The following is a 26,136-nucleotide window of genomic DNA, read 5'->3' as shown; positions in this document are numbered from 1 at the left end:
CGGCGACGTTTGACTATGTTGGCCTGCGCGGGACACGGCCGGAACTTCGCTGCAATGCGAAAGGCGCCGATTGGTGCCGTGGATGAGCTCAAACCCAAGACTCTCAAACCCAAGACCCTCAATCCCAAGACCCTCAATCCTAAGACCCTCAAACCCAAGACTCTCAAAGACGTCGGGCATGACTTTCTCAACATCGAGGGCAGGCGCTGCCGCAGGTCCCGCGGCGGGCCGCGAGCCTGCCGTCAAGCCCGGCAAGACGGCCGCAGGGCCGGAGTTCGGCGCGCTGGCGCAGGCCTCGATCCTGATCGTCGACGACGAGCCGGGCATGCGCAATTTCCTGGTGCGCACGCTGGGGCCGCGCTGCAAGCTGGTGGATGAGGCGGCCGATACCGATCAGGCCTCGCGCAAGCTCGATTCCAATCGCTATGACGTCGTCATTCTCGACAACATCATGCCAGGCAAGAACGGCGTCGATTGGCTCGCCGAGCAGCGCGCCGTCGGCTTTTTCGCCGACGCCATCCTGATCACCGCTTATGCCGACCTCGACACCGCGATCCAGGCCCTGCGCGCCGGTGCGGCCGATTTCGTGCTCAAGCCGTTCCGCTCCAACCAGATCCTCAACGCGGTGGCACGATGCCTCGACCGTGTCCGCCTCCAGCGCGAGAACTATGTCCTGCGCTACGCCCTGCGCGCCTCGTCCGACCGCACCTTTCTGCGCGACAATCTGATCGGACAGTCGGCAGCGACGCTGCGCGTGCGTGAGACCATCGCGCGCGTCGCGCGCCTGCCGACCTCGGTCCTCCTCACCGGGGCGTCCGGCACCGGGAAGGAAGTGGCAGCACGCTCGATCCACTCGCTGTCCGATCGCGCCGACAAGCCCTTCGTGCCCGTGAATTGCGCGGCGATTCCGCCCGAGATGATCGAGGCGGAGCTGTTCGGGCACATCAAGGGCGCCTTCACCGGCGCCGATTCGGGGCGTGAGGGCTTGTTCCTGTATGCGCATGGCGGCACTCTGTTCCTCGACGAGATCGGGGAGCTGCCGCTGCCGATGCAGAGCAAGCTGCTCCGCGTGCTCGAAGACCGCCGCGTCCGTCCGGTTGGCTCCGAGCGTGAAGTTCCGGTCGACCTGCGCTTCATCTTCGCAACCAATGCCGAGCTTCAGAAAGAGGTCGAGAAGGGCCGTTTCCGAGCCGATCTGTTCTACCGGCTCAACGTGATGCAGATCCACCTGCCGCTCCTGAAGGATCGCGGCGATGACGTGCAGGAGCTTGCCGCCATCTTCATGAGCAAGCTGTCGACTCAGCTCGGCATGCCGCCGGTGCCGATCGACGCCTCGGTGCGGGCGGCGCTCGCAAGCTATGACTGGCCGGGCAATGTGCGCGAGCTGCGCAATTTGATCGAGCGTACGCTGATCCTCGGCGCCTTCCCCGACGATTTCGCCGGTCCCCGCAACGACGGTCAGTCGACGCCCGCCGACAGTCTCGCCGAGCTTGAGCGACGTCACATCCTCGGCGTGCTGAAGGAGGTCAATGGCAATCGCGAGGAGGCGGCTCGGCGCCTCGGTATCTCGCGCAAGACCATCGACCGCAAATGCGCGTTATGGGATGTCTGATGGTGCGCGCCGCAGCGGTGAGCTCGTGCGGGGACGCTCCGTCCGCTTCCGGTTGCTCGCGATCGCTCTGCTGCCGATGCTGGTCATCCTGCCGCTCCTGCTCGGCGTTGCAATCTATCGCTGGAACGCGAAATTCGACGCGGCCCTGATCTCCAAGGTGAACGGCGATCTCACCATCGCCCATCAATATCTCGCCCGCATCCTGGAAAAGACCGGCGTCCAAATCCGGGCGCTCGGCCTGTCGGCCCGCTTCCAGGAGGTGCTGGCGCCGGATGCACGCGGCTCGCTGCAGGACCTGCTCGACGAGACCCGCAAGGAGATCGGTCTCGATTTCCTGTACCTGACCAACGATCGCGGCGACGTTCTGGCCTCATCGCCGCCGCTGCAGCATCAACCGAGAGGCGACTGGCCGATCATCATGTCGGCGCTGTCGGGTCAGGTCCCTGCGACCGGCGTCGATATTTTCGGCAATGACGAGCTGGCCGCAATTTCGCCGGCCCTGGCCGAGCGCGCGCGATTGGATCTGGTGCCGACCCCGAACGCGGTGCCGACCGACCGCAGCACGGAGACGCGCGGCATGGTCGTGCACGCTGCGAGCCGGGCGATGCTGCCTGACGGAGGCGCCGCTGCGCTGGTCGGCGGCACGCTGCTCAACCAGAATCTCGAATTCATCGACACGATCAACGATCTCGTCTACCGCGCGGCGAGCCTGCCGGAGGGCAGCCAGGGCACCGCGACGCTGTTCCTGGACGACGTGCGGATATCGACCAACGTCCGTCTGTTCGAGGGACGGCGCGCGCTCGGCACGCGCGTGTCGGCGGCGGTGCGCTCGGCCGTGCTGGGCGAGGGGCACACCTGGCTCGACAGCGCTTTCGTGGTCAATGACTGGTACATCTCCGCTTACGAGCCGCTCGTCGACAGTTATGGCAAGCGGGTCGGCATGCTCTATGTCGGCTTTCTGGAGAAGCCGTTCAGCGAAGCCAAATACCAGACGTTGGTGATCATCATCGCAGCGTTCATCGCGATCACCGCCGCGACCGTACCGATCTTCCTGCGCTGGGCGACCTCCATCTTCATGCCGCTGGAGCGCGTCACGGCGACGATCGGCGAGGTGGAGCGCGGGAACCTCTCCGCCCGCACCAAGATGCCGGTGTTGGGTGACGAGATCGGCCGCGTCGCGGTTCATCTCGACAGCCTGCTCGACCAGATCCAGGAACGCGACCGGCAGCTCCGGGAATGGAATGAGGAACTGAACGTCCGCGTGCTGGAGCGCACTCGGGACCTCGAGCACGCCAATCTCAAGCTCGAGGCAACCACCAAGCAGCTCATCATGTCCGAGAAGCTGGCTGCGATCGGCGAGATCACCGCCGGCGTTGCGCACGAAATCAACAATCCGATCGCGGTGATGCAGGGCAATCTCGACGTCATCCGCAGCGTGTTCGGGGCCGATGCCGACAAGGCGAAGGTCGAGTTTCGCCTGCTCGACGAGCAGATTCACCGCATCAGCCAGATCGTGACCAAGCTGTTGCAGTTTGCAAGGCCGGAGGAATATGCCGGCTATGTCGAGCGCCATGCGCCGACAAGCGTCATCTCCGATTGCTTGCCGCTGGTGCAGCATCTTCTGAACAAGACCGAGATCGCCGTGGTCAGGGACGACCGCGCCAGCCGGCTCGTGCTGATGAACCGGAACGAGCTGCAGCAGGTCCTGGTCAATCTCATCGTCAACGCGATCCACGCCATGCCGGACGGCGGAACCCTGACGCTCCGCTCCTTCGATGCCGAGCGCGACGGCCATCAAGGTGTCGCCATCGAGGTCACTGATACCGGCATCGGCATGAGCGCAGACGTGATCGAAAAGATATTCGACCCCTTCTACACCACGAAACGGCGGCAAGGCACCGGACTGGGCCTCTCCATCAGCCAGACGCTGATCAAGCGCCAGGGCGGACAGATCACGGCCGAAAGCCACCTCGGTTCCGGGAGCACCTTCACGATGTGGCTGCCCGAAGCGACCTGATTGGACATTTTGTCCTTGGATTCGGGACATTCTGTCCGGCGCGGCACGTTGCGCTGCGGGAAGTCGTTGAATCGTCACGATGCGACTTCTGGCACGCGCGTTGCTCTTCCCAAAGACAGGGTGTTGAGGGGGACGAGGGCGCGATAGCCGTCACGGCAACGCTGCTTGCGAGGCGAAGGGACATCGCCCGCGATCAGTTGCTTGCTCGGCGCACAAGACGGATGCGCACCAGACGATTCCACTTCGGCATGAATGAAGTCCGACCTGTCATGCGCGGCTGACAAGCACGCACACGACCGGTCTCAAACCGATGTGCCGGCAAGGCCGCGCTTGGGAGGGAATGCTTATGACGACTGCCGATACCGTTCTTGCACCGGTTGGTGCTTCCGGCTTGCTCGATCGTGAACGCACGATCGCGGCCGCCGGCTTCAATCGCTGGCTGGTGCCGCCGGCGGCGCTGTGCATTCATCTCTGCATCGGCATGGCCTACGGCTTCTCGGTGTTCTGGCTGCCGCTGTCGCGCGCGATCGGCGTGACCGCGCCGAAGACCTGCGGTGACATTTCGCTGTTGCAGGAGCTGTTCACGACCAGCTGCGACTGGAAGGTCGCCAGCATGGGATGGATGTACACGCTGTTCTTCGTGCTGCTCGGCATTGCCGCGGCGGTGTGGGGCGGCTGGCTGGAGCGAGTGGGTCCGCGCAAAGCCGGCTTCGTCTCGGCCCTGTGCTGGTGCGGCGGACTCTTCCTCGGTGCGATCGGCGTCTACACCCATCAGCTGTGGCTGTTGTGGCTGGGATCGGGCGTGATCGGCGGCGTCGGCCTCGGCCTTGGCTACATCTCGCCGGTGTCGACGCTGGTGAAGTGGTTCCCGGACCGCCGCGGCATGGCGACCGGCATGGCCATCATGGGCTTCGGCGGCGGCGCCATGATCGGCGCGCCGCTGGCGAACCTGCTGATGAACTACTTCAAGACCCCGACTTCGGTCGGCGTCTGGGAGACGTTCGTCGCGATGGGCGTCATCTACTTCGTGTTCATGATGATCGGCGCATTCCGCTATCGCCTGCCGCCGCCCGGCTGGCAGCCCGAGGGCTGGACCCCGCCGGTCAAGGCCAACGCGATGATCTCGAAGAACAACGTCCATCTCAACGACGCGCACAAGACCCCGCAGTTCTGGCTGATCTGGTGGGTGCTCTGCCTCAATGTGTCGGCGGGTATCGGCGTGATCGGCATGGCCTCGCCGATGCTCCAGGAGATCTTCGGCGGCAAGCTGATCGGCCTGCCGGACGTCGGCTTCAACGCGCTCGATGCCGGGCAGAAGGCGCAGATCGCGGCGATCGCCGCCGGCTTCGCGGGATTGCTGTCGCTGTTCAACATCGGCGGCCGTTTCTTCTGGGCGTCGCTGTCTGACAAGATCGGGCGCAAGAACACCTATTACACCTTCTTCATCCTCGGCATCGTGCTCTACGCACTGGCGCCGACCTTCGCGGCGATGGGCTCGAAGCTGCTGTTTGTGCTCGGCTTCGGCATCATCCTGTCGATGTATGGCGGTGGCTTCGCCACGGTGCCGGCCTATCTCGCCGACATGTTCGGCACCCAGTTCGTCGGCGCCATCCACGGCCGGCTGCTGACGGCGTGGTCGACGGCCGGCATCATCGGCCCGGTCGTCGTGAACTACATCCGCGAGTTCCAGCTCGCGGCCGGCGTGCCGCGCGACCAGCTCTACAACACGACCATGTACATCCTGTGCGCGATGCTGATCGCGGGCCTGATCTGCAACTATCTGGTCAAGCCGGTCGATTCGAAGTGGCACATGAAGGAGGCCGACGTCGCCAAGTTGCAGGCGGCGAGCGCCAGCGCCGCTGCCGCGGGGCCGCACGGCTCCTACGGCATCGGATTTGGCGGGCTCGACGCCAAGGCGGCGCTATTCTGGGCCTTCGTCGGCGTTCCCTTGGCTTGGGGTGTCTGGAAGACGCTGGAGAGCGCGGTCAAGATATTCTGATCGCCCATTTCATCGCGAGCGGGAGCGCGCCATGCGCGCGCTCCCGCCGCTCATTTCGAGAGTTCAAAATCACCCCTGGGGGAATTCGATGGTTCGTAAACTCGTTTGTGTCGCCGCCATGCTGCTCGTTGCCGGCGCCCTGCAATCCGCATCCGCGCAGACCGCCGCTGCACCGGCTGTAACGCCGCCCGCCGCGACCGAGGCCAAGCCCGGCAAGATCAAGCTGACCGCGCAGAAGCTCAAGGACATGAAGGCCAAGTGGATCGCCAACAAGCCGAAGCTTAGGGAGTGCCGCAAGGACGTGAAGGCCAAGGGCCTCGCGGGCGACGATCGCTGGTTCTATATCGAGGAGTGCATGGGCAAGAGCTGACCCGTCAGCATCGGGGCGCGGAGAGGTCACCTGCAGCCTCGGAGCGGAGCTCGATACGATTTCGCTATCGCAGCATGGGAAGCCTTTATTGATCTCCAGACCAATTCAGGCTTCGTTCTATCGATTGGCGCGTTGGACGAACGCAAGGCCGTGTCCGGGCAGCGATCCAGGGTTGCCCTTGGGCTGCGCTTAACTGCTTCCGTGAGCATGATAATTTGCTTGGCATCTGGCATGCCAGGAGCTAGAACTGGAGTCGTTCTAAAAGACGAGATCGAGACGAATCGATGAGCCACGACGACGTGCACAAGGTCCGCCCGTTCGAGCATCCCGGTGAGGGACGCAAGCGAGCCAAGGCCACGCCCAAGGGGCGGCAGGTCGATCCCACCGCCGCGCACGAGATCGAGCAGCTGCTCGGCGACAGGCCGCGGCGGCGTGATCTCCTGATCGAATATCTGCACCTGATCCAGGACAGATATCATCAGATCTCGGCCGCGCATCTGGCCGCGCTCGCCGACGAGATGAAGCTCGCCTTCGCCGAGGTGTTCGAGACCGCGACCTTCTACGCGCATTTCGACGTGGTGAAGGAAGGCGAGCCGGATATCGCCCCGCTGACGATCCGCGTCTGCGATTCTATCACCTGCGCGATGCTCGGGGCTGAGAAGCTGCTCGAGGATCTGCAGAACTCATCGGGTCCCGGCATCCGCGTCGTCCGCGCGCCGTGCGTCGGCCGCTGCGACACCGCGCCAGCCGCGGAAGTCGGCCACAACTTCGTCGATCATGCGACCGTCGCCAATGTGATGGCGGCCGCGAAGGCCGGCGACACCCACGCCCATCTGCCCAAATATGTCGACTACGACGCTTATGTCGCGGGTGGCGGCTACAAGCTGCTCAATCGCGTGCGCTCCGGCGAGTTGTCGAAGGACGATCTGCTGAAGGGGCTCGATGACGCTTCGCTGCGTGGCCTTGGCGGCGCCGGCTTCCCGACGGGACGGAAATGGCGCGCCGTGCTCGGCGAGCCCGGTCCGCGGCTGATGGCGATCAACGGCGACGAGGGCGAGCCCGGCACCTTCAAGGATCGCGTCTATCTCGAAAGCGATCCGCATCGCTTCATCGAGGGCATGCTGATCGGCGCGCATGTGGTGCAGGCCTCCGATGTCTACATCTACCTGCGCGACGAATATCCGGCCTCGCGCGAGATCCTGGAGCGCGAGATCGCAAAGCTTCCGCCGGGCGGCCCGACGCTGCACATGCGCCGCGGCGCCGGCGCCTATATCTGCGGCGAGGAATCCTCACTGCTCGAAAGCATCGAGGGCAAGCGTGGCCTGCCCCGGCACAAGCCGCCTTATCCGTTCCAGGTCGGCCTGTTCGGCCTGCCGACGCTGATCAACAACATCGAGACGCTGTGGTGGGTGCGCGACATCGTCGAGAAGGGTGCCGATTGGTGGAAGGGCAATGGCCGCCACGAGCGTCATGGCCTGCGCAGCTTCTCGGTCTCGGGCCGCGTCAAGAATCCCGGCATGAAGCTCGCACCCGCGGGCATCACCGTGCGCGAGCTGATCGACGAATATTGCGGCGGCATGGCCGACGGCCATCAGTTCTATGCGTACCTCCCGGGCGGCGCATCCGGCGGCATCCTGCCGGCGTCGATGGACGACATCCCGCTCGATTTCGGCACGCTGGAAAAATACGGCTGCTTCATCGGCTCTGCCGCGATCGTGATCCTGTCGCAAAAGGACAGCGTGCGCGCGGCGGCGTTGAACCTGATGAAATTCTTCGAGGACGAGAGCTGCGGCCAGTGCACGCCGTGCCGCGTCGGAACCCAGAAGGCGGCGCTGCTGATGCAGAAGCCGGTGTGGAACCGCGCTCTTCTGGAAGAATTGAGCCAGGCGATGCGCGATGCCTCGATTTGCGGGCTTGGACAGGCGGCATCGAATCCGCTGGCCACCGTGATCAAATATTTCCCTGACGAGTTCAAGGAAGCGGCCGAATGACCAAGATTACGTTTGAGCTCGACGGCAAGCAGGTCGAGGCCAATCCCGGCGAGACGATCTGGCAAGTCGCAAAACGCCAGGGCCGCGAGATCCCGCATCTGTGCTATTCGCCCGCGCCCGACTATCGGCCTGACGGCAATTGCCGCGCCTGCATGGTCGAGATCGAGGGCGAGCGCGTGCTGGCCGCGTCCTGCAAGCGCACGCCGTCGGTCGGCATGAAGGTGAAGTCCGAGTCCGCGCGCGCGGTGTCGGCGCAGAAGATGGTGATGGAGCTGCTCGTCGCCGACCAGCCGGCGCGCGAGACCTCGCACGATCCTGATTCGAAGTTCTGGCACTGGGCCGAGACGACAGGCGTCACCGAGAGCCGCTTCCCGGCCGCCGAGCGCTGGGAAACCGACGCCAGCCATCCGGCGATGCGCGTCAACCTCGACGCCTGCATCCAGTGCGGCCTGTGCGTGCGCGCCTGCCGCGAGGTCCAGGTCAACGACGTCATCGGCATGGCCTACCGCAACCATGGCTCGAAGATCGTGTTCGACTTCGACGATCCCATGGGCGAGTCCACCTGCGTCGCCTGCGGCGAATGCGTGCAGGCTTGCCCGACCGGCGCGTTGATGCCGGCCGTGATGCTCGACGAGAAGCAGACCCGTGTCACCTACGCCGACAAGAAGGTGGATTCGCTCTGCCCGTTCTGCGGCGTCGGCTGTCAGGTGACCTACGAGGTCAAGGACGAGAAGGTGATCTATGCGGAGGGCCGCGACGGCCCCGCCAATCGCAACCGTCTCTGCGTCAAAGGTCGCTTCGGCTTCGACTACATCCACCACCCGCATCGCCTGACCAAACCGCTGGTGCGGCTGCCGAACGCGAAGAAGGATTCCAACGACCAGGTCGATCCCGCCAATCCCTTCACGCATTTCCGTGAAGCGAGCTGGGAGGAAGCGCTCGACATCGCCGCCAAGGGCCTCGTCAAGATCCGCGACGAGAAGGGCGTGAAGGCGCTGGCGGGCTTCGGCTCGGCCAAGGGCTCGAACGAAGAGGCCTATCTGTTCCAGAAGCTGGTGCGCACCGGCTTCGGCTCCAACAACGTCGACCATTGCACCCGTCTGTGCCACGCCTCGTCGGTGGCGGCGCTGTTCGAAGGCCTGAGCTCGGGCGCGGTGTCGGCGCCTTTCTCGGCTGCGATGGATGCCGAAGTGATCATCGTGATCGGCGCCAACCCGACCGTGAACCATCCGGTCGCCGCGACCTTCATCAAGAACGCGGTCAAGCAGAACGGCGCAAAGCTGTTCGTGATGGATCCCCGCCGGCAGACGCTGTCGCGCCACGCGACCAAGCATCTGCAGTTCAAGCCCGGCTCCGACGTCGCCATGCTGAACGCGATGATCAATACGATCATCACCGAAGGCCTGACCGACGACCAGTACATCGCCGGCTACACCGAAGGCTTCGAGGACCTCAAGGAGAAGATCAAGGAATTCACGCCGGAGAAGATGGAAGCGATCTGCGGCATCCCGGCGCAAACCTTGCGCGAGGTCGCGCGAACCTATGCCCGCGCAAAATCGTCAATCATCTTCTGGGGCATGGGCATCAGCCAGCATGTCCACGGCACCGACAATGCGCGCTGCCTGATTGCGCTGGCGCTGATCACCGGCCAGGTCGGCCGTCCCGGCACCGGCCTGCATCCGCTGCGCGGCCAGAACAACGTGCAGGGCGCCTCCGACGCCGGCCTGATCCCGATGTTCCTGCCGGACTATCAGCCGGTTGGTCGCGACGATCTGCGCGGCAGCTTCGAAAAGCTGTGGCAGCAGGATCTCGATCCCGTCCGCGGCCTGACCGTGGTCGAGATCATGAATGCGATCCACGCCGGCGAGATCACGGGCATGTATATCGAGGGTGAGAACCCCGCGATGTCCGATCCGGATCTGCAGCATGCGCGCCAGGCACTCGCCATGCTCGATCATCTCGTGGTGCAGGATCTCTTCGTCACCGAGACCGCGTTCCATGCCGACGTCATCCTGCCGGCTTCGGCGTTCGCGGAGAAGGACGGCTCCTTCACCAACACCGATCGCCGCGTGCAGCTCGCGCGGCAGGTGATCAAGCCGCCGGGCGATGCGCGGCAGGATCTCTGGATCATCCAGGAGATCGGCAAGCGCATGGGCCTGCCCTGGAATTACGCCGGCCCCGGCGACGTGTTCACCGAGATGGCAGAGCTGATGCCGTCGCTGAAGAACATCACCTGGGAGCGGCTGGTCCGCGAAGGCGCGGTGACCTATCCGGTCGACGATCCCAACAAGCCCGGCAACGAGATCATCTTCACCACGGGATTCCCGACCGCGAGCGGCCGCGGCAAGATCGTGCCGGCCAAGGTCATCCCGCCGGACGAGATCCCCGACGCCGAGTATCCGATGGTGCTGTCGACCGGCCGCGTGCTGGAGCACTGGCACACCGGTTCGATGACCCGCCGCGCGCAGGTGCTCGACCAGATCGAGCCCGAGGCCGTCGCGTTCATGTCGCCGAAGGACATGCGCAAGAAGAACCTCACACCGGGCGATTTCATTCGCCTGGAGACCCGCCGCGGCGCGGTCGAGGTCAAGGTGCGCTCGGACCGCGACGTGCCGGAGAACATGGTGTTCATGCCGTTCTGCTACGCAGAAGCAGCGGCCAACCTGTTGACCAACCCGGCGCTCGATCCGTTCGGCAAGATCCCGGAGTTCAAGTTCTGCGCGGCCAGAGCCGAGCGGGTGGAAATGCGGGACGCGGCGGAGTAGGGTTCGTCTCAGCGGAGTTCGGCGGCATCGCGCTCCCAACTCCGCTGTCGTCCCCGCGCACGAGGCTCGCCTCAGCAATTGCTGTCATGCCCCGGCTTGGCCGGGGCATCCAGTACGCCGCGGCGGAGGTTGTGAGAGCGAGCTCTCCAATGCCGGCCTCTGGAATACTGGATCGCCCGGTCAAGCCGGGCGATGACACCGAGAGTTTGGCGCGCATACGTGCCCACACCGGCAGGATGCTGGTTTGCTTCGTCGCTTCGCTCCTCAGATTGACGATGGTAAACACCGTCCATGTCCAAGGTCACCCCAGCCACCCGCGCGCTCACCGCCGCCGGTGTTGCCTTCACCGTCCACGCCTACGACTACGATCCTGATGCCGAGAGCATCGGGCTCCAGGCGGCGGCCGCGCTGGGCGAAGACCCGGCGCGCGTTCTCAAGACGCTGATGGCGCTGGTCGACGGCAAGCCGGTCTGCGTGATCGTTCCGTCCGATCAGGAGATCTCGATGAAGAAGCTTGCTGCCGCAGCCGGCGGCAAGTCGGCGCAGATGATGAAGCCGCCCGAGGCCGAGCGCGTCACCGGCTACAAGGTCGGCGGCATCAGCCCGTTCGGTCAGCGCAAACCCGTGCGCATCGTGATCGAACAGAGCGCGCTCGGGCATGATCAGGTCTATCTCAATGGCGGCCAGCGCGGGTTGCAGGTGCGGCTGAGGCCGGCCGATGTGCGGGACGCGTTGAAGGCGGTCGTCGCGGACGTGATCGCCTGAGGCGCCGCGCGCTCACTGCTTCTGCAACAGCTTCAGTCGGCAGCGCAACGCCTCGCGGATGTGTGCGCGCGCAAGCTGCTCTGCTTTGTCGCCGTTGCGCGCGGCGATGGCGTCGATGATGGCCTGGTGCTCGCCATGGCTGGTTGAGGGGCGGCCCGATACCGTGAAGGTGGTCGGGCCGAGCAGGGCGATCCAGTCCTGCAATTCCCGCGAAGCGTTGTCGAGATAGCGGTTGCGCGCGGCCCGGCAGATGGCCTCGTGGAAGCTGCGGTTGAGCCTTGCCATCTCGGCCGCGTCTGCTGCGGGAGTTTCGACAAAAGCCTGCTCGATATCCCGGAGCGCATCGACCTCGGGCGCCGAAGCGTGTTCGGCGGCAAGGCGCGCCGCGGCCCCTTCCATGATCTCGCGCATGGCGTAAAGCTCAAGTACCTCGGAGATGTCGAGATTGCGCACGATCAGCCCGCGGCCGCCGGCGGGCTCGACGAAACCGCGCGCGGCGAGCCGGCCGAGCGCTTCGCGCACCGGGGTACGGCTGACCTTGAGCCGCTGCGCGACCTCTTCCTCACGCAGGCGATCGCCGGCGCGGTAGTTGCCGGCCTGGAGTGCTTCGCACAGCGAGCGGAACACGGCCTCGCCTAGGGCAACGCCGCCGCCGCGCGCGATCGATCCGCCTGTCTTTGCCGGGCGCCTCGCCATGTTCCCTCGAAGCAAGGCGCATCCTGCCCATGCAGAGGTGACGCTTGCACGGCCCTTGTATATCTTTGTATACAAAAGTACGCAATGGTGGTGCGGTTGACCGGGGCCGCCGGCGGATAGAATGTCTCCAACTTCGTCGCATCGGACGGACGGCATGGGCAGCAAATACGACGTGCTGGTGATCGGCGGCGGCAACGCGGCGCTGTGCGCGGCGATCGCGGCGCGGCGCGGCGGTGCCTCGGTGCTGGTGCTCGAAGGCGCGCCGAAATTCTATCGCGGGGGCAATACCCGCCACACCCGCAACATGCGTTGCGCCCATGACGCCGCAACCGAAATCCTGACCGGCCCTTATACCGAGGAGGAATTCTGGGAAGACCTTCTGCGCGTCACCGGCGGGCAAACGGATGAAGTGCTCGCGCGCCACATGATCCGCGAGTCCAAGGATATCCTGAACTGGATCGTGGAGCAGGGCGTGCGCTGGCAGCCCTCGCTCGGCGGCACGCTGAGCCTCGGCCGCACCAATTCCTTCTTCCTCGGCGGCGGCCGCGCGATGCTGAATGCGCTCTATCTCACTGCAGAGCAGCTCGGCGTCGACGTCGAATACGATGCCGAGGTCACCGACCTCGTGATCGAGGATGGCATGTTCCTCGCCGCGCGTCTGAAGCGGCCGATCAGGGGCGAGACCGAGATCCGCGCGACCTCGCTGGTCGCGGCAGCCGGCGGGTTCGAGGCCAACATCGAATGGCTCAAGCAATATTGGGGCGAAGCTGCCGACAATTTCTTGATCCGCGGCACGCCCTATAATCGCGGCTCGATCCTGAAGATGCTGCTCGACAAGGGTGTGCAGGAGGTCGGTGATCCCACCCAGTGCCATGCGGTCGCGATCGACGCCCGCGCGCCGAAATTCGACGGCGGCATCATCACGCGGCACGACTCCGTGGTGTTCGGCATCGTCGTGAACAAGCACGCTCAGCGCTTCTACGACGAGGGCGAGGATATCTGGCCGAAGCGCTATGCGATCTGGGGCCGGCTGGTCGCGGCGCAGCCCGACCAGATCGCCTACATCATCTTCGATTCCACCGTGGTCACGAGCTTCATGCCGACGCTTTTCCCGCCGATCGCCGGACAGACCGTGGCCGAGCTCGCCGGCAAGCTGGAGCTCGACCCGGCCGCGCTGGAAAAGACCATTACGGAATTCAACGACGCGGTGCGGCCCGGGACTTTCGACCACACGATTCTGGATGACTGCCGCACCGAAGGCATCACGCCGCCCAAGACGCACTGGGCGCGCAAGATCGAGACGCCGCCTTATCTCGCCTATCCGGTGCGGCCCGGCATCACCTTCACTTATCTCGGCACGCGCGTGACCAAGGAGGCGCGCATGCTGATGGCTGACGGCAAGCCGTCCGGCAACATGTTCGCCGCCGGCGAGATCATGGCCGGTAACGTGCTCGGCAAGGGCTATGCCGCCGGCATGGGCATGACCATCGGCAGCGTGTTCGGGCGGATCGCAGGACGGGAAGCGGCACGCCATGCGAAGAACTAAAGAAAAGACTCTGGGAGGAACCATGTCGCGCATTGCCATTGCTTCGATCACGGCGCTTCTGATCGCCGGCCACGCCTACGCTGCCGAACCGATCAGCCTGCGCGACATGGGTTCGTTTCATGTCGGAGGGCGTCTCGTCGAAATCTCCGGCAAGCCGGTGAAGGAGGTCGTGTTCACGCCCGGCGGCGTGCCGGCCAAGGTCGATCCCAACGGCACGTATCAGGTCGAGCAGATGTACGTGCAGTATTTCCTGCCCGCGAACGAGAAGGGCGCCTATCCGCTGTTGATGTGGCATGGCGGCGGGTTGACCGGCGTCACCTACGAGACCACGCCCGACGGGCGCGAAGGCTGGTTGAATTATTTCCTGCGCAAGGGATGGTCGGTCTATAATTCCGACGCGGTAGAGCGCGGGCGCGCTGGCTGGGCGCAATACCCCGACATCTTCAAGAGCGAGCCGGTCTTCCTCACCACCGCCAATGCGTTCGAGCGTTTCCGCATCGGCGAAGGGCCAAACTCCTACGATGCCGATCCCGCCAAACGAAAGCTGTTGCCGGGCAACCAGTTTCCCGTCGAGGGCTACGAGAATTTCGTCAAGCAGAACGTGCCGCGCTGGACCACGACGGATGATGCGATCGTCGCTGCCTATATCGCCGAGATCGATCGCGTCGGCCCCTCGGTCATCCTGTTCCACAGCCAGGCCGGCAGCTTCGGCTTCAAGGTCGCGCAAGCCCGGCCCGACAAGGTCAAGGCGCTGATCGCGATCGAGCCGGCCGGCATCGGCGATCCCGCCAAGGCGGATGTGCTGAAGAACATCCCGACCCTCATCATCTATGGCGACTATATCGAGCGCGATTCACGCTGGCCCAAGATCCGCGCCAACGGCATCGCCTTTGCCGACGCCATCAAGGCTGCCGGCGGCAGCGTCGACGTCGTCGACCTCCCACAGGCCGGCATCAAGGGCAATTCGCATATGGTGATGATGGACAAGAACAACCTCGAGGTCGCGGGCCTTATTCAGAAATGGCTCGAGACTAAGGGCCTGACGAAGTAAAGCCATGCACGGAACCCGAATCCTGGACGAGGCCGACCGTCTGATGACGGTCTGCAATTCCTGCCGCTACTGCGAGGGGCTGTGCGCGGTATTTCCCGCCATGGAAATGCGCCGCGCCTTTTCCGACGGCGACCTCAACTATCTCGCCAATCTCTGCCATTCCTGCGGCGCCTGCTACGTCGATTGCCAGTTCTCGCCGCCGCACGAGTTCAACGTCAACGTTCCCCAGACGCTCGCGGTCGCGCGCGCCGAGTCCTATGCTGCTTATGCCTGGCCGAGAGCGCTGTCCGGCGCCTTCGCCCGCAACGGCCTCGTCATCAGCATCGTCGCCGCGCTCAGCATGGCCGCCTTCATCCTTGGCTTCGCCGCCCTGAACGACCGCAGCGTGCTGTTCGGCGTGCACACCGGCCCCGGCGCGTTCTACAAACTGATGCCGCACAACGCGATGGCGGCGCTGTTCAGCGTCGCGTTCCTCTATGCGATCCTTGCGCTCGTGATGAGCGTGCGCGCTTTCTGGCGCGACATCGGCGCACCCGTCGGCGGCCGCGCCGACGGCGGTTCGATCTTTCAGGCGATCCGCGATGCGGGCGAGCTGCGCTATCTCCATGGCGGCGGTGTCGGCTGCTACAACGAGGACGACAAGCCGACCGACCGGCGCAAGCTGTATCACCACCTGACCTTCTACGGCTTCCTGCTGTGCTTCGCCGCCACCTCGGTTGCCACGCTGTATCACTATCTGCTCGGCCGCGAGGCGCCGTATCCGTGGTGGGACCTGCCGGTGGTGCTGGGCACGCTCGGCGGAATCGGTCTGATGGTCGGACCGGTCGGTCTGTTCATGGCCAGGATGCGACGCGATCCGGCGCTGCTCGACGAGTACCGCTACGGCATGGATGTCGGCTTCATCGCCATGCTGTTCCTGACCGGCCTCACCGGTATGGCGCTTCTGGTCCTGCGTGAGACCGCCGCGATGGGGCCGCTGCTGGCGCTGCATCTCGGCGCGGTGTTCGCGTTGTTCGTCACCATGCCCTATGGCAAGTTCGTGCACGGCATCTATCGCTTCGCCGCGCTGGTGCGCTATGCGCAGGAGCGGCGGACTGCAGCGTGACCCGCAAATCCAGCCGCGCGGAGCGCCCGCTCCAGCCTCTTCAGGGATGCCGAGGTTCGCGCGATGCCATGAAGCAGAACCACTCCCGGGCATCGCGCGTCGCCTGATTGAGGCGCCTCGTGCATCTGCCTTACGCCACCTCGCGCTCCGGCGCGGACGCCTGCTCGCGCGCCATCGTCGTTGCGGTGACGTAGTCGGTCTTGCCAGTGCCGAGCAACGGCACCTTGTCGACTACGATGATCGCCGCGGGAACGGTCAGCTCGGATGCGCCGATCGTCTTAGCCTGGCCTTGCATTGCGCTGCGCTCGGCATTCTTCTCCGTCGTCAGCAGCACGATGCGCTCGCCCTTGCGCGGATCGGGGATCGAGACGGCGACCGATGCGGCCTGCGGCCACAACGTCGCGGCGATGCTCTCGACCGCGGATAGCGACACCATTTCGCCCGCGATCTTGGCAAAGCGCTTGGCACGGCCCTTGATGGTGATGAAGCCGGCGGCGTCGATCGCCACGATGTCGCCGGTGTCGTGCCAGCCCTCGGGAAGCTTTTCGAGCACGCCGGGATTTTCGGCCCGCAAGTAGCCGAGCATCACGTTCGGTCCGCGCACCGAAAGGCGTCCACCCTCCTCGATGCCGGGGACCGGATCGAGGCGGCTTTCCATCAGCGGTGAAAGGCGGCCGACGGTGCCGGGACGGTTGGCCATCGGCGTGTTCATCGCCAGCACCGGCGCCGTCTCGGTGACGCCGTAGCCTTCGAGGATGCGGATGCCGTAGCGCTCCATGAACACCTGCCGCGTGCGGTCCTTGACCGCCTCGGCGCCGGCGATCACGAGGCGCAGGGTGCGGAAGTCGTAGGCATGCGCCGACCGTGCATAGCCGGTCAGGAACGTGTCGGTGCCGAACAGGATCGTGGCGCCGGTCTGGTAGATCAGCTCGGGCACGATCCGGTAGTGCAGCGGCGAGGGGTACATGTAGATTGGAATGCCCCCGAGCAGCGGCATCATCATCCCGCCGGTCAGCCCGAACGAATGGAATACCGGCAGCACGTTGAACACCTTGTCATTGGCGTTGGCGTCGACCCGCGCCAGCGCCTGCGCCGCGTTCGCAAGGATGTTGCGATGGGACAGCACCACGCCCTTGGGTGTGCCTTCCGAACCTGACGTGAACAGCACGACGGCTGGGTCGGTTGCCTGGCGGGCGACGCGGGGCGTCGTGCCGGCGAGCAAGCCCTTGATCTTGTCGGCCACACCGATCGAGGCGCGGACGTCCTCGAGATAGACCACGCGCGCCTCTGCGGAGATCGCAGTCATCAGCTTGTCGAGCTTGCCCTTCTCGATGAAGGCCTTCGATGTCAGCACGGTCTTGACCTGCGCGGCCTTCATGGCCGCGAGGACGTTGACCGGGCCGGCCGAGAAGTTGAGCATCGCCGGGACCCGGCCGATGTTCTGCAGCGCCATGAAGACGACGGCGACGCCCGCCGAATTCGGCAGCAGCACGCCGACATTCTCGCCCACGGCGGTGCCGGTCTCGAGCTTCCGGCTCAGAACCTGCGCGCCGAGGATCAGCTTGCGATAGGTCAGCTTGGTACCGAGCGCGTCCTCGATGATGACCTTGCCGGTGTCGCGATCGCGATAGGCGTGTCCGAGCGCCTCGAACAGCGAGTGATCGAGCATGGCGTTTTTCACCATCGCGTCGATCATCACGTCCTGAAGTGCGGCGCCGGCGGCATTGCGGCGTGCCTTGCCCTTCAGCGCCGGGTCGACCGGAAGCTTGACGGGCGGCAGGATGGTGACCGTCACCCGCGGAAACCACGAGCGCTTGATCTGGCTGGAGTTGAGGTAGCTGAGATGCGAGCGCTGCGCGCCTTCGATGCGAACGGGCACGACCACCGCGTCGGCCTTGTCCGCGATCATCGCGGTGCCGTCATAGACCTTCATCAACGAGCCGGAGACGGTGATGCGTCCTTCCGGAAAGATCACCACCGGTTCGCCGGCGGCGACCAGTTTGATCAGGTCGCGCGCAGCCAACGGCTTGCTCGGATCCATGGTGTAGTGCTTGACGACGCGCAGGAACGGCTTGGCCCACCAGGCCTTGGCGATGCCGGTGTCGACCGCGAAGCTCGCGTCGATCGGCAGCACGGCGTGCAGCATCGGGCCGTCGATCAGGCTGACATGGTTCGGCGCGATCAGCATGCGCGTGCCCGGAGGAGGCAGATTCTCGAGGCCGCGAACCTCGGTGCGGAACAGTGCGCGGAACAGCAGTCCGCCGAAATCGCGCACGCCTTCCTTGCCCCATTTCGTCAGCACGAACCACACTGCGCCGAAGCTGGCGACGCCGAGCCCGAAGAAGATCCAGCCGATGTGAAGGCCGGCCGCCTGCAGCAGTGCGACGAACAGCGAGCCGGCCACCATGAAGGCGGCCTGCAGCACGTTGCCCGCGGCGATGATGCGGGCGCGCTCGGACGGTGCGGACCAGGCCTGGACCGCGGCAAAGGAGGGAACGACGAACAGGCCGCCGCCGAATGCGAAGGCGACGAAGTCGATCAGCATACGCAGGCCTGCGAACGAGGTCGCGAAACCGGCCGCGGTGATGTCCTGGCCCTTGGCGGTCGCGCCGATGGCCCAGGCGAGATCGAGGCCGGCAAACCCCATGATGATGGCGCCGATCGGCACCAGCGCGAGATTTGGGCGAACGTGGCTGAGGCTCGCGGCAAACAGCGAGCCGATGGCGATGCCGATTGCGAAGATCGCAAGGCACAGCGTCACCACGCCCTCGGTGCCGCCGACGACATCCTTGACCAGCGCCGGAAGCAGCGACAGCACGATCGCGCCGACCAGCCAGAACCAGGAGACGATCACCGTGCCGTCCCACAGCCGATGGTCGGCGTGCAGCGTCTTCAGCAGGCTCACCGTCGAGGTCCAGGGATTGGCGTCGACAGGCAGATCGGGCGCCGACGGCGTCGTCTGCGGAATGCGGGAGGCGAAGGCCCAGGACAGCAGGGCCAGCACGACCACGGCCGATGCGACCCAGCCCATATGCGCGGATCCCGCCACGAACTGGCCGCCGGCGACGGTGCCGAGCAGGATGGCCATGAAGGTCGCGCCTTCGACCAGCGCGTTGCCGGTCGCGAGCTCGCCGAGCTCGAGCTGATCCGGAAGCATGGCGTATTTCACGGGCCCGAACAGCGCGGCGATGGTGCCGAACAGTGCGAGCGCTGCGAACAGGAGCGGCACCGAGTGCAGGAAGAAGCCGGCGGCGGCAAAGCAAGCAGCGAAGATCTCGGCGAACTTGAGCCGCCTTGCGACGACGGATTTGACGTATTTGTCGGCGAGTTGGCCGCCGAGCCCGGACAGAATGAAATAGGGGAAGATGAAGACGGCGCCTGCCACCGTCACCAGCGCATCGCCGTGGCCGGTTGCGGCACTGTAAAGCAGGATGATGACGAGCGCGTTCTTGAGCACGTTGTCATTGAGCGCCGAGAAGAATTGCGCCCAGAACAGTGGGGCAAAGCGGCGTGACGACATCAATTCCCTGATCATGACTAGTCCTGTTTTGGAAAGGCAGAATGAGGTTCGTTACGGTGTCTTTGAAGCGTCACGACCGGAAGGGGAGGGGACGAACGATTGCGGGCGCTGATCGCCACCTGCCTTGTCCCCTCGATCCCTCTGATCCTGTTGGTCTCCAAGCGGTGTCGTTAGGTTCGCAAAATATCTGGCGCGCCTTACCGGGTATGCGACGAGCGATGAGGAAAAGCTGAACCGCGTCACTGAAGTCTGGCGAGATCGGCCGCGAACATCGGGACATGGTGAGTCCTTCCTTGCAACCAGTTCTTGCATTCGAGCCGACCCGCCTGTGCAGGTCGCGTGCGCCTCAGGTGAGATGGGCGAGGTGACGAAAGGGCGAGAGGCGGCGGAGCAGGCTGAATCGGCGGCCCTCTTGACGGGCGCGCGTGCGGCTCGCTTGCCACATCCGGAAGGTCGCCCGGCGTTCTGCGAGCACGCCGGCAATGTCGCAGGCATTTGCGATGCGATCGATCGGCGTCATGGCGAACCGCAGCAGGGCGCGGCCAAGGCCGGTCACCAGGGCGGTGGCGTCGTCGACGAAGGTGGCGGCGATATCAACAGCGAGGGTTTGCATTTTGGTCGTCTCCGGGTTAATTTGAACAATGTTCACATGAGTAGCTCGAAAATGAACAATGTTCAAGAAGAATCGTTGCGAGATCAGAAAAAAAATCGGCGGCGGCTCCAGATCCTGGAGATTGCCCGGGGGATTATCGCGACTAAAGGATTGAGATCGTTGAAGGTTCGGGACGTCGCCGAGGCCGCCGGCTGCTCCGTTGGCAGCGTCTACAACGAGTTCGGCGACTTCGACGGGGTCATCCTGACCGTCAATCGGGAGACCGTTCAGGCCCTCACGGCCCGGCTTCGCGGGGTTCCGGCCGAAGATCCCGTTCGCCAGCTCTACGGGCTTGCCGAGACCTATCTCGAATTCTTCGCGGAGCACGCCAATCTGCTGCGCTCGCTGTTCGAGCATCGGATGGAGGACGACCGTCCTTATCCCGACGACATCCTGCAGATGGTGATGGACGCTTTTGCACTGATGCATCCGCCCCTGGTGCGGCTGCTACCGGATGCGGATGACGTGAAGATCGCGCTGTTGTCGCGCACCTTGTTTTCTGCCGTGCATGGCATCATCTCGCTCGGTCTCGAGGAGCGCATGGTGGCCGTGCCGCCGCAGATGCTGCGTCAGCAGGTCGAACAATTCATCGATGCGCATCTGGTGGGTCTCGGGATCGCGCCGCGGTGACGGCGGCGAGCGTCAGGCGCGCGCGGCCTCGCGCGGCCGGGCCGCAACGACGACGACATCAGGTCTTCCGCCGTCGACCTGAACGCGGTTGCGTCCCTTTTCCTTGGCGCGATAGCAGGCGGCATCCGCACGCCGCATCGCGCCTTCGAGCGTGGTGTTGGCGTCGGCGATGCAGGTGACGCCGATGCTGGCGGTCACCGCGAAGTAGCGATCGTCCCAGGCGAAGTTGAACAGCTCGAGCGATCGCCGCAGCCGTTCGGCGATGTCGACCGCGTTCGCAGGCGAGCACTGCGGCAGGATCAGGCCGAATTCGTCGCCGCCGAGCCGGGCCACCAGGTCACGCGGATGCCGATCCTGTTGCAGGAGGCGGGAGACCTGGCAAAGCAGGCTGTCGCCGGCAAGGTGCCCGCAGCTGTCGTTGACGTTCTTGAACTGGTCGAGGTCGAGCAGCATCAGGCCCAGCGAACCCGCCGCGGCAACGTCCAGTTCGCTTTGCAGGCGCGCCTCGAAGGCGCGGCGGTTGGACAGGCCGGTCAGCCAGTCATGCGATGCCTGCCACGCCAGGCGTTCCTTCTCGGCATGCAGGGCATCTTCGAAGGCCTGCCGCTGCAGCACCAATCGCCTGGTGTGCCAGATCAGGAGCAGGATCAGCGTCACGGCGGTGACGATGTTGATGCCGGTCAGCGCCAGCTTGATGGCGCGGGAGCCTTCGCCGAGCACAGTGGAGAACCGGTTGGCATGCACCGTGAACTGGGTGTTGAGCTCGGAGAGCCGCGACGACAGGAACTGCAGGCGGTTCGTGTCCTGAATGGGACCGTTCTCCAATTCGGACCGGATGACTTCGCCGAAGACGCTGAGCTCCAGCAGCATTGGGTCGGTGGCGGTCCACTCGCGGATCGCTTCCTGAAGGAAGCTGACGCGGTTGAAGTAGCGGAACAGCCAGATCAATCCCGGGACGTCATCGGGGTGGTTGCCGCCTTGCAGGAAGCCGATGCGGGCGGCCTCGACGTCGACCGGATCGCGCTCGAGCGCCCAGCGCGCGAACTCGTCGCCGATGGGAACGGCAAGCGAGGCCTGGTATTGCGTGAACTGGTTGGCATCGCCCGAATGCAAATAGAGATTGAGGAAATAGACGGCGTTCTTCTGCGAGCGCGACCACATCGCTTCGCCCGCGACATAGGCGCGGACCGACGACATCACCTCGAGACTGAATCCCGCGATCGCCGCCTGGAGCACGACGACCGTCACGAAAGGCGAGACGAGCTTGATGACATGAAGGAAGCTGTGTCCCTTCGTCGACGTCGCTGTTCTGCGAAACACCCTGCGTTCCCCAAATCGCGCAATGACCCCCAGCGGAGCGCTGCGCCTACAACGCGAAGTAGAGGATATGGTTGCTTAACTCGGCCTGAAAGGCGGAGGAGACTGCATCGCAGGGTGAAAGCGCTGTGAAGCCGATATGCGCAGATCGCTTCAAATGCCGGCAAATCGGACAAGGCGCGGCATCGACGAACCAATGCCTCGCATTCGTCGTGCGCGGTTTACCCGATCGAGACAGTCTCGACGGCGCCGTTAGACCAGCACCGGCTTGCGGACGCGGCCGGCGTCGCCGAACACGCGCAAATAACGCTCGATCTCCGAGGGCATGCCAGTCGCCTTTTCCGGATTGTCGGAGAGCTTGACGGCCGGATGGCCATCGACCGACGACACCTTGCAGACCAGCGAGATCGGATCGAGATTGAACGAGCCGTCCGGCGGGCAGCCGACGAAGTCGTTGGTGAGGTTGGTGCCCCAGCCGAAGGAGAGCCGCACCCGGCCGGCGAAGTGGTGATAGGTCTCCTCGATCGAGCCGACATCCATGGCATCGGAAAAAACGAGCAGCTTGTCCTTGGGATTGCGCCCCTTCTTTTCCCACCAGGCGACGATCTCCTCGCCGGCCTGGATCGGCGGCGCGCTGTCGGGGCGGAAGCCGGTCCAGTCCGCGACCCATTCCGGCGCATCGCGCAGGAAGGCCTTGGTGCCGAAGGCGTCGGGCAGCGCGATCAGCAAATTGCCGCCATAAGTCTGGCGCCACTGGTCGAGAATGCGATAGGGCGCCCAGCGCAACTCCTCGTCGTCCCTGGCAAGTGCCGCGGCGACCATCGGCAGCTCATGCGCGTTGGTGCCGATGGCTTCGAGATCATTATCCATCGCGAGCAGCACATTGGAGGTGCCGATGAAGGACGGACCGAGGCCTTCCTTCACCGCCTCCACGCACCAGCGTTGCCAGAGGAAGCCGTGACGGCGACGTGTGCCGAAGTCGGACAGGCGCAGATTCTCCAGCTTGCGCAGCCGCTCCACCTTGGTCCACAGCTTGGCCTTGGCGCGGGCATAGAGCACGTCGAGCTCGAAGCGGCCGCGGCCCTTCGTCGCCGCGCGCGAGCGCAGCTCGTTGAGGATCGCGAGCGCCGGGATCTCCCACATCGTGGTGTGGGTCCACGGTCCGTGGAAATGCAATTCGTACTGGCCCTCGACCTTGCGCAGCTCATACTCGGGGAGGCGGAATTCGGCCAGCCAGCGGATGAAGTCCGCCGAGAACATGTGGGTCTTGCCGTAGAAGGTGTTACCAGCCAGCCAGATCAGCTCCTTCTTGGTGAAGCGGATGGTGCGGGCATGGTCGAGCTGGGCGCGGAGCTCGCCTTCGTCGATGATCTCGGCAAGCCGGACATGGCGCGAGCGGTTGATGACCGAGAAGGTCACCTGCTGATCCGGGTAGTCTTCCCGAATCATTTGCAACATCAATAGCTTGTAGAAGTCGGTATCAAGCAGGCTGCGGATGATGGGGTCCAGCCGCCAGCTGTGATTGTAGGTCCGGCTCGCAATATCGGTCACTGTCATGGGGGGATTTTAGCGCGGCGGCCCGCGCGCAACCAGTGGGTTTGGCGAGGGGTGGTCTTCCGAAAGGCGGTATCGGCGACCAGGTCTTTTCAAGCCTTGGCGGCCGTCGCTGCGACCGTCTCGAGCTGGCTCCTGACCCAACGATGAGCCGGATCTTTCTGATAGCGCTGGTGCCAGACCATGAACATGGGCAGCTCGGCCAGCGTCCGCGTGCGGGACGCCAGCGGAATCCGCGTTTGCGCAAAACCGCGCATCACGCCGGATGCGAGCAGGCTCGGCATGCTCGCCAGCATCTGCGAGCCGCGCAGGAAGGTCGGCACGCCGGAAAAGCTCGGCACCGAGATCGCGATGTCGCGGTGAAGACCGTTGGCCGCCAGCCGGCGGTCGAAATCGAGCCGCTCATTGTCGGTATAGACGACGGTGATGTGGCGCGCGGCGAGATAGGCGCCGCGGCTGGCCGGTGCGGTGCGTGCCTTGGCATCGAAGTAACAGACGTAATGGTCCTGGAGCAGGCGTCTCTGCACGATGTCGATGCCGGACGGCGGCAGCGGCGTGATCAGGAGGTCGCAGCGGTTCTCGCGCAGCATCGCGGGCGAGGGCGACTGCGAGGGGATCACGCGCAGGTTCAGGCTCTTCACCTGGCCGGCGACATGATCGAAGAACCGGGGCAGCAGCAGATCGCGCTGGAAGTCATTGGCGGCGACCGTCAGCGAAAGCTGCGCGCGCGGCGGCTCGAAGCTGACGCCGCCGGCAAAGCTCCGCATCTCGTCGATCAGTGCGCGCGCCTTTGCGGCCAACGCTTGCGCATGCGCAGTTGCGACGATGCCACGGCCGGATTTGGCGAACAGCGGATCGCCCGCGATCCGCCGCAGCTTGTTCAGGGCGTGGCTGACGGCGGATTGCGTCAGGCCGAGCCGGGTGGCGGCCGCCGTGACCGAGCCTTCCTCCAGCACGGCGAGGAACAGTTCGAGGGCGTGGCCGTCGAGGGCCAAATGATCGATTTCTTTCATGTAATTCATTATAATCGATCTATTTATCTTGAGAATGGGTGGCGGCATTATCGTTCAATAAGCCGCGCGCCCGGACCGGGCGCCACAGGGAGAGATAACGCCGATGAATGCCCAGGCGACAGCCTTGCGGGATCCCCGCCTCAACAGTCCCGATCCGTTCACGCCGCCGCTCGGCGATGGCGGCTTCTTCCAGCGGGACCGTTCGATTCATCCGCCGGCGCATGCGCCGGGCTACAAATCCTCGGTGCTGCGCTCGCCGCGCCAGTCGCTGCTGTCCCTGGAGGGTTCGGTCTCGGAGATCACGGGGCCGGTGTTCGGCCACAACGATCTCGGTCCGCTCGACAATGATTTGATCCGCAACTACGCCAAGGACGGCGATCCCGTTGGCGAGCGCATCATCGTCCACGGCCGCGTGCTGGACGAGACCGGCCGGGGCGTTCCGAGCACGCTGGTCGAGTTCTGGCAGGCCAATGCCGGCGGCCGTTACCGGCACAAGAAGGACACCTATCTGGCGCCGGTCGACCCCAATTTCGGCGGCTGCGGCCGCGCGCTGACCGACGACACCGGCTACTATTATTTCCGCACTGTGAAGCCGGGGCCCTATCCCTGGCGCAACTACGTCAACAGCTGGCGTCCCGCCCACATCCATTTCTCGGTGTTCGGATCGGGCTTTGCTCAGCGGCTGATCACGCAGATGTATTTCGAGGGCGATCCCCTGATCCCGGTTTGTCCGATCCTGACGACGATTCCGGACAAGGATGCGCTCGACCGCCTCGTGGCGCCGCTCGACCTCAACGCCTCGACGCCGTTCGACTCGCTGGCCTACCGCTTCGACATCGTCCTGCGCGGCCAGCGCTCCACCTATTTTGAAAACCGCACCGCGGGGAACTGAGCCATGCCGCAGCCGCTCAATTATCTCAAGGAAACCGCCTCGCAGACGGCCGGGCCCTACGTCCATATCGGCTTGATCCCGGCGATGGCCGGCTTCGATATCTTCGAGAAGAACTTTTCGAATGTCCTGACAACGCCGAATACGGAAGGCGAGCGCATCACGCTGGAAGGCAAGGTGCTCGACGGCACCGGCACGCCGCTGCGCGACGTACTGCTGGAGATCTGGCAGGCCAATGCGAGCGGCCGCTACAACCATCCGGCCGATCGCTCGGCCGGCGCGCTGGAGCAGGAGTTTCGCGGCTGGGGCCGCGCCGGCTCCGACTTCGAGAGCAGTCTCGTCACCTTCGAGACGATCAAGCCGGGCGCGATCCTCGACAAGGCGGGCCGGACATGTGCGCCGCACATCAACGTCTGGATCGTCGCGCGCGGCATCAACATCGGTCTCAACACGCGGCTCTATTTCTCGGATGAAGAGGCCGCCAACGCCGCCGACCCCGTGCTCAACCTGATCGAACAGCCGGCCCGGCGTTCGACGCTGATCGCAAAGCGCAGCGAGCGCGCCGGCAAGGTCGTGTATTCCTTCACGATCCATCTGCAGGGGCCGGAGGAGACGGTGTTCTTCGATGTGTGAGGATCCGGCCG

General features: G+C 64.7%; 18 protein-coding genes and 1 pseudogene. 13 read left to right on the top strand and 6 right to left on the bottom strand.

All coding sequences use genetic code 11. The features are described 5' to 3' along the window. Positions 1–178: 178 nt before the first annotated feature. From RAD10_RS23520 to ybaK, 7 genes are all read left to right on the top strand, one after another. Positions 179–1,612: a sigma-54-dependent transcriptional regulator gene (locus RAD10_RS23520; RefSeq protein WP_461619410.1), complete on the top strand. Its 1,434-nt coding sequence runs from the start codon at positions 179–181 to the stop codon at positions 1,610–1,612. Beyond that, positions 1,605–3,629, top strand: coding sequence for a sensor histidine kinase (locus RAD10_RS23515; protein WP_461619409.1), 2,025 nt, complete (start codon positions 1,605–1,607; stop codon positions 3,627–3,629). Before RAD10_RS23520 ends, RAD10_RS23515 begins: the two co-directional genes overlap by 8 nt. 346 nt (positions 3,630–3,975) lie before the next feature. Next, a complete protein-coding gene (locus RAD10_RS23510; RefSeq protein ID WP_461619408.1) occupies positions 3,976–5,628 on the top strand; it encodes an OFA family MFS transporter in 1,653 nt (550 codons plus the stop codon). 88 nt (positions 5,629–5,716) lie between these two features. Beyond that, positions 5,717–5,998 (top strand): hypothetical protein, encoded by a 282-nt coding sequence (locus tag RAD10_RS23505; protein ID WP_461619407.1) that lies wholly within the window; start codon positions 5,717–5,719, stop codon positions 5,996–5,998. Between the two features lie 284 nt (positions 5,999–6,282). After that, positions 6,283–7,989 (top strand): NADH-ubiquinone oxidoreductase-F iron-sulfur binding region domain-containing protein, encoded by a 1,707-nt coding sequence (locus RAD10_RS23500; RefSeq protein WP_461619406.1) that lies wholly within the window; start codon positions 6,283–6,285, stop codon positions 7,987–7,989. Then, complete coding sequence (fdhF, locus tag RAD10_RS23495; RefSeq protein WP_461619405.1) at positions 7,986–10,754, top strand: formate dehydrogenase subunit alpha; 2,769 nt, start codon at positions 7,986–7,988, stop codon at positions 10,752–10,754. The genes RAD10_RS23500 and fdhF overlap by 4 nt, the downstream gene beginning before the upstream one ends. A gap of 291 nt (positions 10,755–11,045) precedes the next feature. Beyond that, positions 11,046–11,519: a Cys-tRNA(Pro) deacylase gene (ybaK, locus tag RAD10_RS23490; protein WP_461619404.1), complete on the top strand. Its 474-nt coding sequence runs from the start codon at positions 11,046–11,048 to the stop codon at positions 11,517–11,519. Positions 11,520–11,531: 12 nt separating this feature from the next. Here the strand turns inward: ybaK and RAD10_RS23485 are convergent, their stop codons facing one another. Further along, positions 11,532–12,215: a GntR family transcriptional regulator gene (locus tag RAD10_RS23485; protein ID WP_461619403.1), complete on the bottom strand. Its 684-nt coding sequence runs from the start codon at positions 12,213–12,215 to the stop codon at positions 11,532–11,534. 154 nt (positions 12,216–12,369) lie between these two features. Between RAD10_RS23485 and tcuA the strand changes: the two genes are divergently transcribed. From tcuA to tcuB, 3 genes are read left to right on the top strand one after another with little or no spacing between them, the layout of a single operon-like run. After that, the gene (tcuA, locus tag RAD10_RS23480) at positions 12,370–13,761 is read left to right on the top strand and encodes an FAD-dependent tricarballylate dehydrogenase TcuA (protein WP_461619509.1); all 1,392 of its coding nucleotides are present in this window, start codon (positions 12,370–12,372) and stop codon (positions 13,759–13,761) included. Positions 13,762–13,783: 22 nt separating this feature from the next. Then, positions 13,784–14,812: an alpha/beta hydrolase gene (locus tag RAD10_RS23475; RefSeq protein WP_461619402.1), complete on the top strand. Its 1,029-nt coding sequence runs from the start codon at positions 13,784–13,786 to the stop codon at positions 14,810–14,812. Positions 14,813–14,816: 4 nt separating this feature from the next. Next, positions 14,817–15,917, top strand: a complete 1,101-nt coding sequence (gene tcuB, locus RAD10_RS23470; protein WP_461619401.1) for a tricarballylate utilization 4Fe-4S protein TcuB — start codon at positions 14,817–14,819, stop codon at positions 15,915–15,917. Positions 15,918–15,919: 2 nt separating this feature from the next. Here tcuB and RAD10_RS23465 read toward each other — a convergent pair. Then, positions 15,920–16,042 (bottom strand): annotated as a pseudogene (locus RAD10_RS23465) (alpha/beta hydrolase); the annotation flags it as partial. Between the two features lie 5 nt (positions 16,043–16,047). Then, a complete protein-coding gene (locus tag RAD10_RS23460) occupies positions 16,048–19,452 on the bottom strand; it encodes an acyl-[ACP]--phospholipid O-acyltransferase (RefSeq protein WP_461619400.1) in 3,405 nt (1,134 codons plus the stop codon). 649 nt (positions 19,453–20,101) lie between these two features. Between RAD10_RS23460 and RAD10_RS23455 the strand changes: the two genes are divergently transcribed. Further along, a complete protein-coding gene (locus tag RAD10_RS23455) occupies positions 20,102–20,719 on the top strand; it encodes a TetR/AcrR family transcriptional regulator (protein ID WP_461619508.1) in 618 nt (205 codons plus the stop codon). A gap of 12 nt (positions 20,720–20,731) precedes the next feature. Here RAD10_RS23455 and RAD10_RS23450 read toward each other — a convergent pair whose 3' ends face one another. The 3 genes from RAD10_RS23450 to RAD10_RS23440 form a co-directional block, all read right to left on the bottom strand. Further along, a complete protein-coding gene (locus tag RAD10_RS23450) occupies positions 20,732–22,039 on the bottom strand; it encodes a GGDEF domain-containing protein (RefSeq protein WP_461619399.1) in 1,308 nt (435 codons plus the stop codon). Between the two features lie 249 nt (positions 22,040–22,288). Beyond that, a complete protein-coding gene (gene pncB / locus RAD10_RS23445) occupies positions 22,289–23,593 on the bottom strand; it encodes a nicotinate phosphoribosyltransferase (RefSeq protein WP_461619398.1) in 1,305 nt (434 codons plus the stop codon). 89 nt (positions 23,594–23,682) lie between these two features. After that, positions 23,683–24,612, bottom strand: coding sequence for a LysR family transcriptional regulator (locus tag RAD10_RS23440; RefSeq protein WP_461619397.1), 930 nt, complete (start codon positions 24,610–24,612; stop codon positions 23,683–23,685). 94 nt (positions 24,613–24,706) lie between these two features. Here RAD10_RS23440 and pcaH point away from each other — a divergent pair, with 94 nt between their 5' ends. Beyond that, positions 24,707–25,495: a protocatechuate 3,4-dioxygenase subunit beta gene (pcaH, locus tag RAD10_RS23435; RefSeq protein WP_461619396.1), complete on the top strand. Its 789-nt coding sequence runs from the start codon at positions 24,707–24,709 to the stop codon at positions 25,493–25,495. A 3-nt stretch (positions 25,496–25,498) separates the two neighbouring features. Beyond that, positions 25,499–26,125 (top strand): protocatechuate 3,4-dioxygenase subunit alpha, encoded by a 627-nt coding sequence (pcaG, locus tag RAD10_RS23430; protein ID WP_461619395.1) that lies wholly within the window; start codon positions 25,499–25,501, stop codon positions 26,123–26,125. The last annotated feature ends 11 nt before the right edge of the window (positions 26,126–26,136 follow it).

The sequence above is a fragment of the Bradyrhizobium sp. 23AC genome (assembly GCF_054863025.1).
This window is presented reverse-complemented; position numbering and strand designations above follow the sequence as displayed.

Coding starts and splice junctions, on each gene's coding strand:
- RAD10_RS23520 (WP_461619410.1), top strand. CDS start 179: ATGACTTTCTCAACATCGAGGGCAGGCGCTGCCGCAGGTCCCGCGGCG.
- RAD10_RS23515 (WP_461619409.1), top strand. CDS start 1,605: ATGTCTGATGGTGCGCGCCGCAGCGGTGAGCTCGTGCGGGGACGCTCC.
- RAD10_RS23510 (WP_461619408.1), top strand. CDS start 3,976: ATGACGACTGCCGATACCGTTCTTGCACCGGTTGGTGCTTCCGGCTTG.
- RAD10_RS23505 (WP_461619407.1), top strand. CDS start 5,717: ATGGTTCGTAAACTCGTTTGTGTCGCCGCCATGCTGCTCGTTGCCGGC.
- RAD10_RS23500 (WP_461619406.1), top strand. CDS start 6,283: ATGAGCCACGACGACGTGCACAAGGTCCGCCCGTTCGAGCATCCCGGT.
- fdhF (WP_461619405.1), top strand. CDS start 7,986: ATGACCAAGATTACGTTTGAGCTCGACGGCAAGCAGGTCGAGGCCAAT.
- ybaK (WP_461619404.1), top strand. CDS start 11,046: ATGTCCAAGGTCACCCCAGCCACCCGCGCGCTCACCGCCGCCGGTGTT.
- RAD10_RS23485 (WP_461619403.1), bottom strand. CDS start 12,215: ATGGCGAGGCGCCCGGCAAAGACAGGCGGATCGATCGCGCGCGGCGGC.
- tcuA (WP_461619509.1), top strand. CDS start 12,370: ATGGGCAGCAAATACGACGTGCTGGTGATCGGCGGCGGCAACGCGGCG.
- RAD10_RS23475 (WP_461619402.1), top strand. CDS start 13,784: ATGTCGCGCATTGCCATTGCTTCGATCACGGCGCTTCTGATCGCCGGC.
- tcuB (WP_461619401.1), top strand. CDS start 14,817: ATGCACGGAACCCGAATCCTGGACGAGGCCGACCGTCTGATGACGGTC.
- RAD10_RS23460 (WP_461619400.1), bottom strand. CDS start 19,452: ATGATCAGGGAATTGATGTCGTCACGCCGCTTTGCCCCACTGTTCTGG.
- RAD10_RS23455 (WP_461619508.1), top strand. CDS start 20,102: ATGAACAATGTTCAAGAAGAATCGTTGCGAGATCAGAAAAAAAATCGG.
- pncB (WP_461619398.1), bottom strand. CDS start 23,593: ATGACAGTGACCGATATTGCGAGCCGGACCTACAATCACAGCTGGCGG.
- RAD10_RS23440 (WP_461619397.1), bottom strand. CDS start 24,612: ATGAATTACATGAAAGAAATCGATCATTTGGCCCTCGACGGCCACGCC.
- pcaH (WP_461619396.1), top strand. CDS start 24,707: ATGAATGCCCAGGCGACAGCCTTGCGGGATCCCCGCCTCAACAGTCCC.
- pcaG (WP_461619395.1), top strand. CDS start 25,499: ATGCCGCAGCCGCTCAATTATCTCAAGGAAACCGCCTCGCAGACGGCC.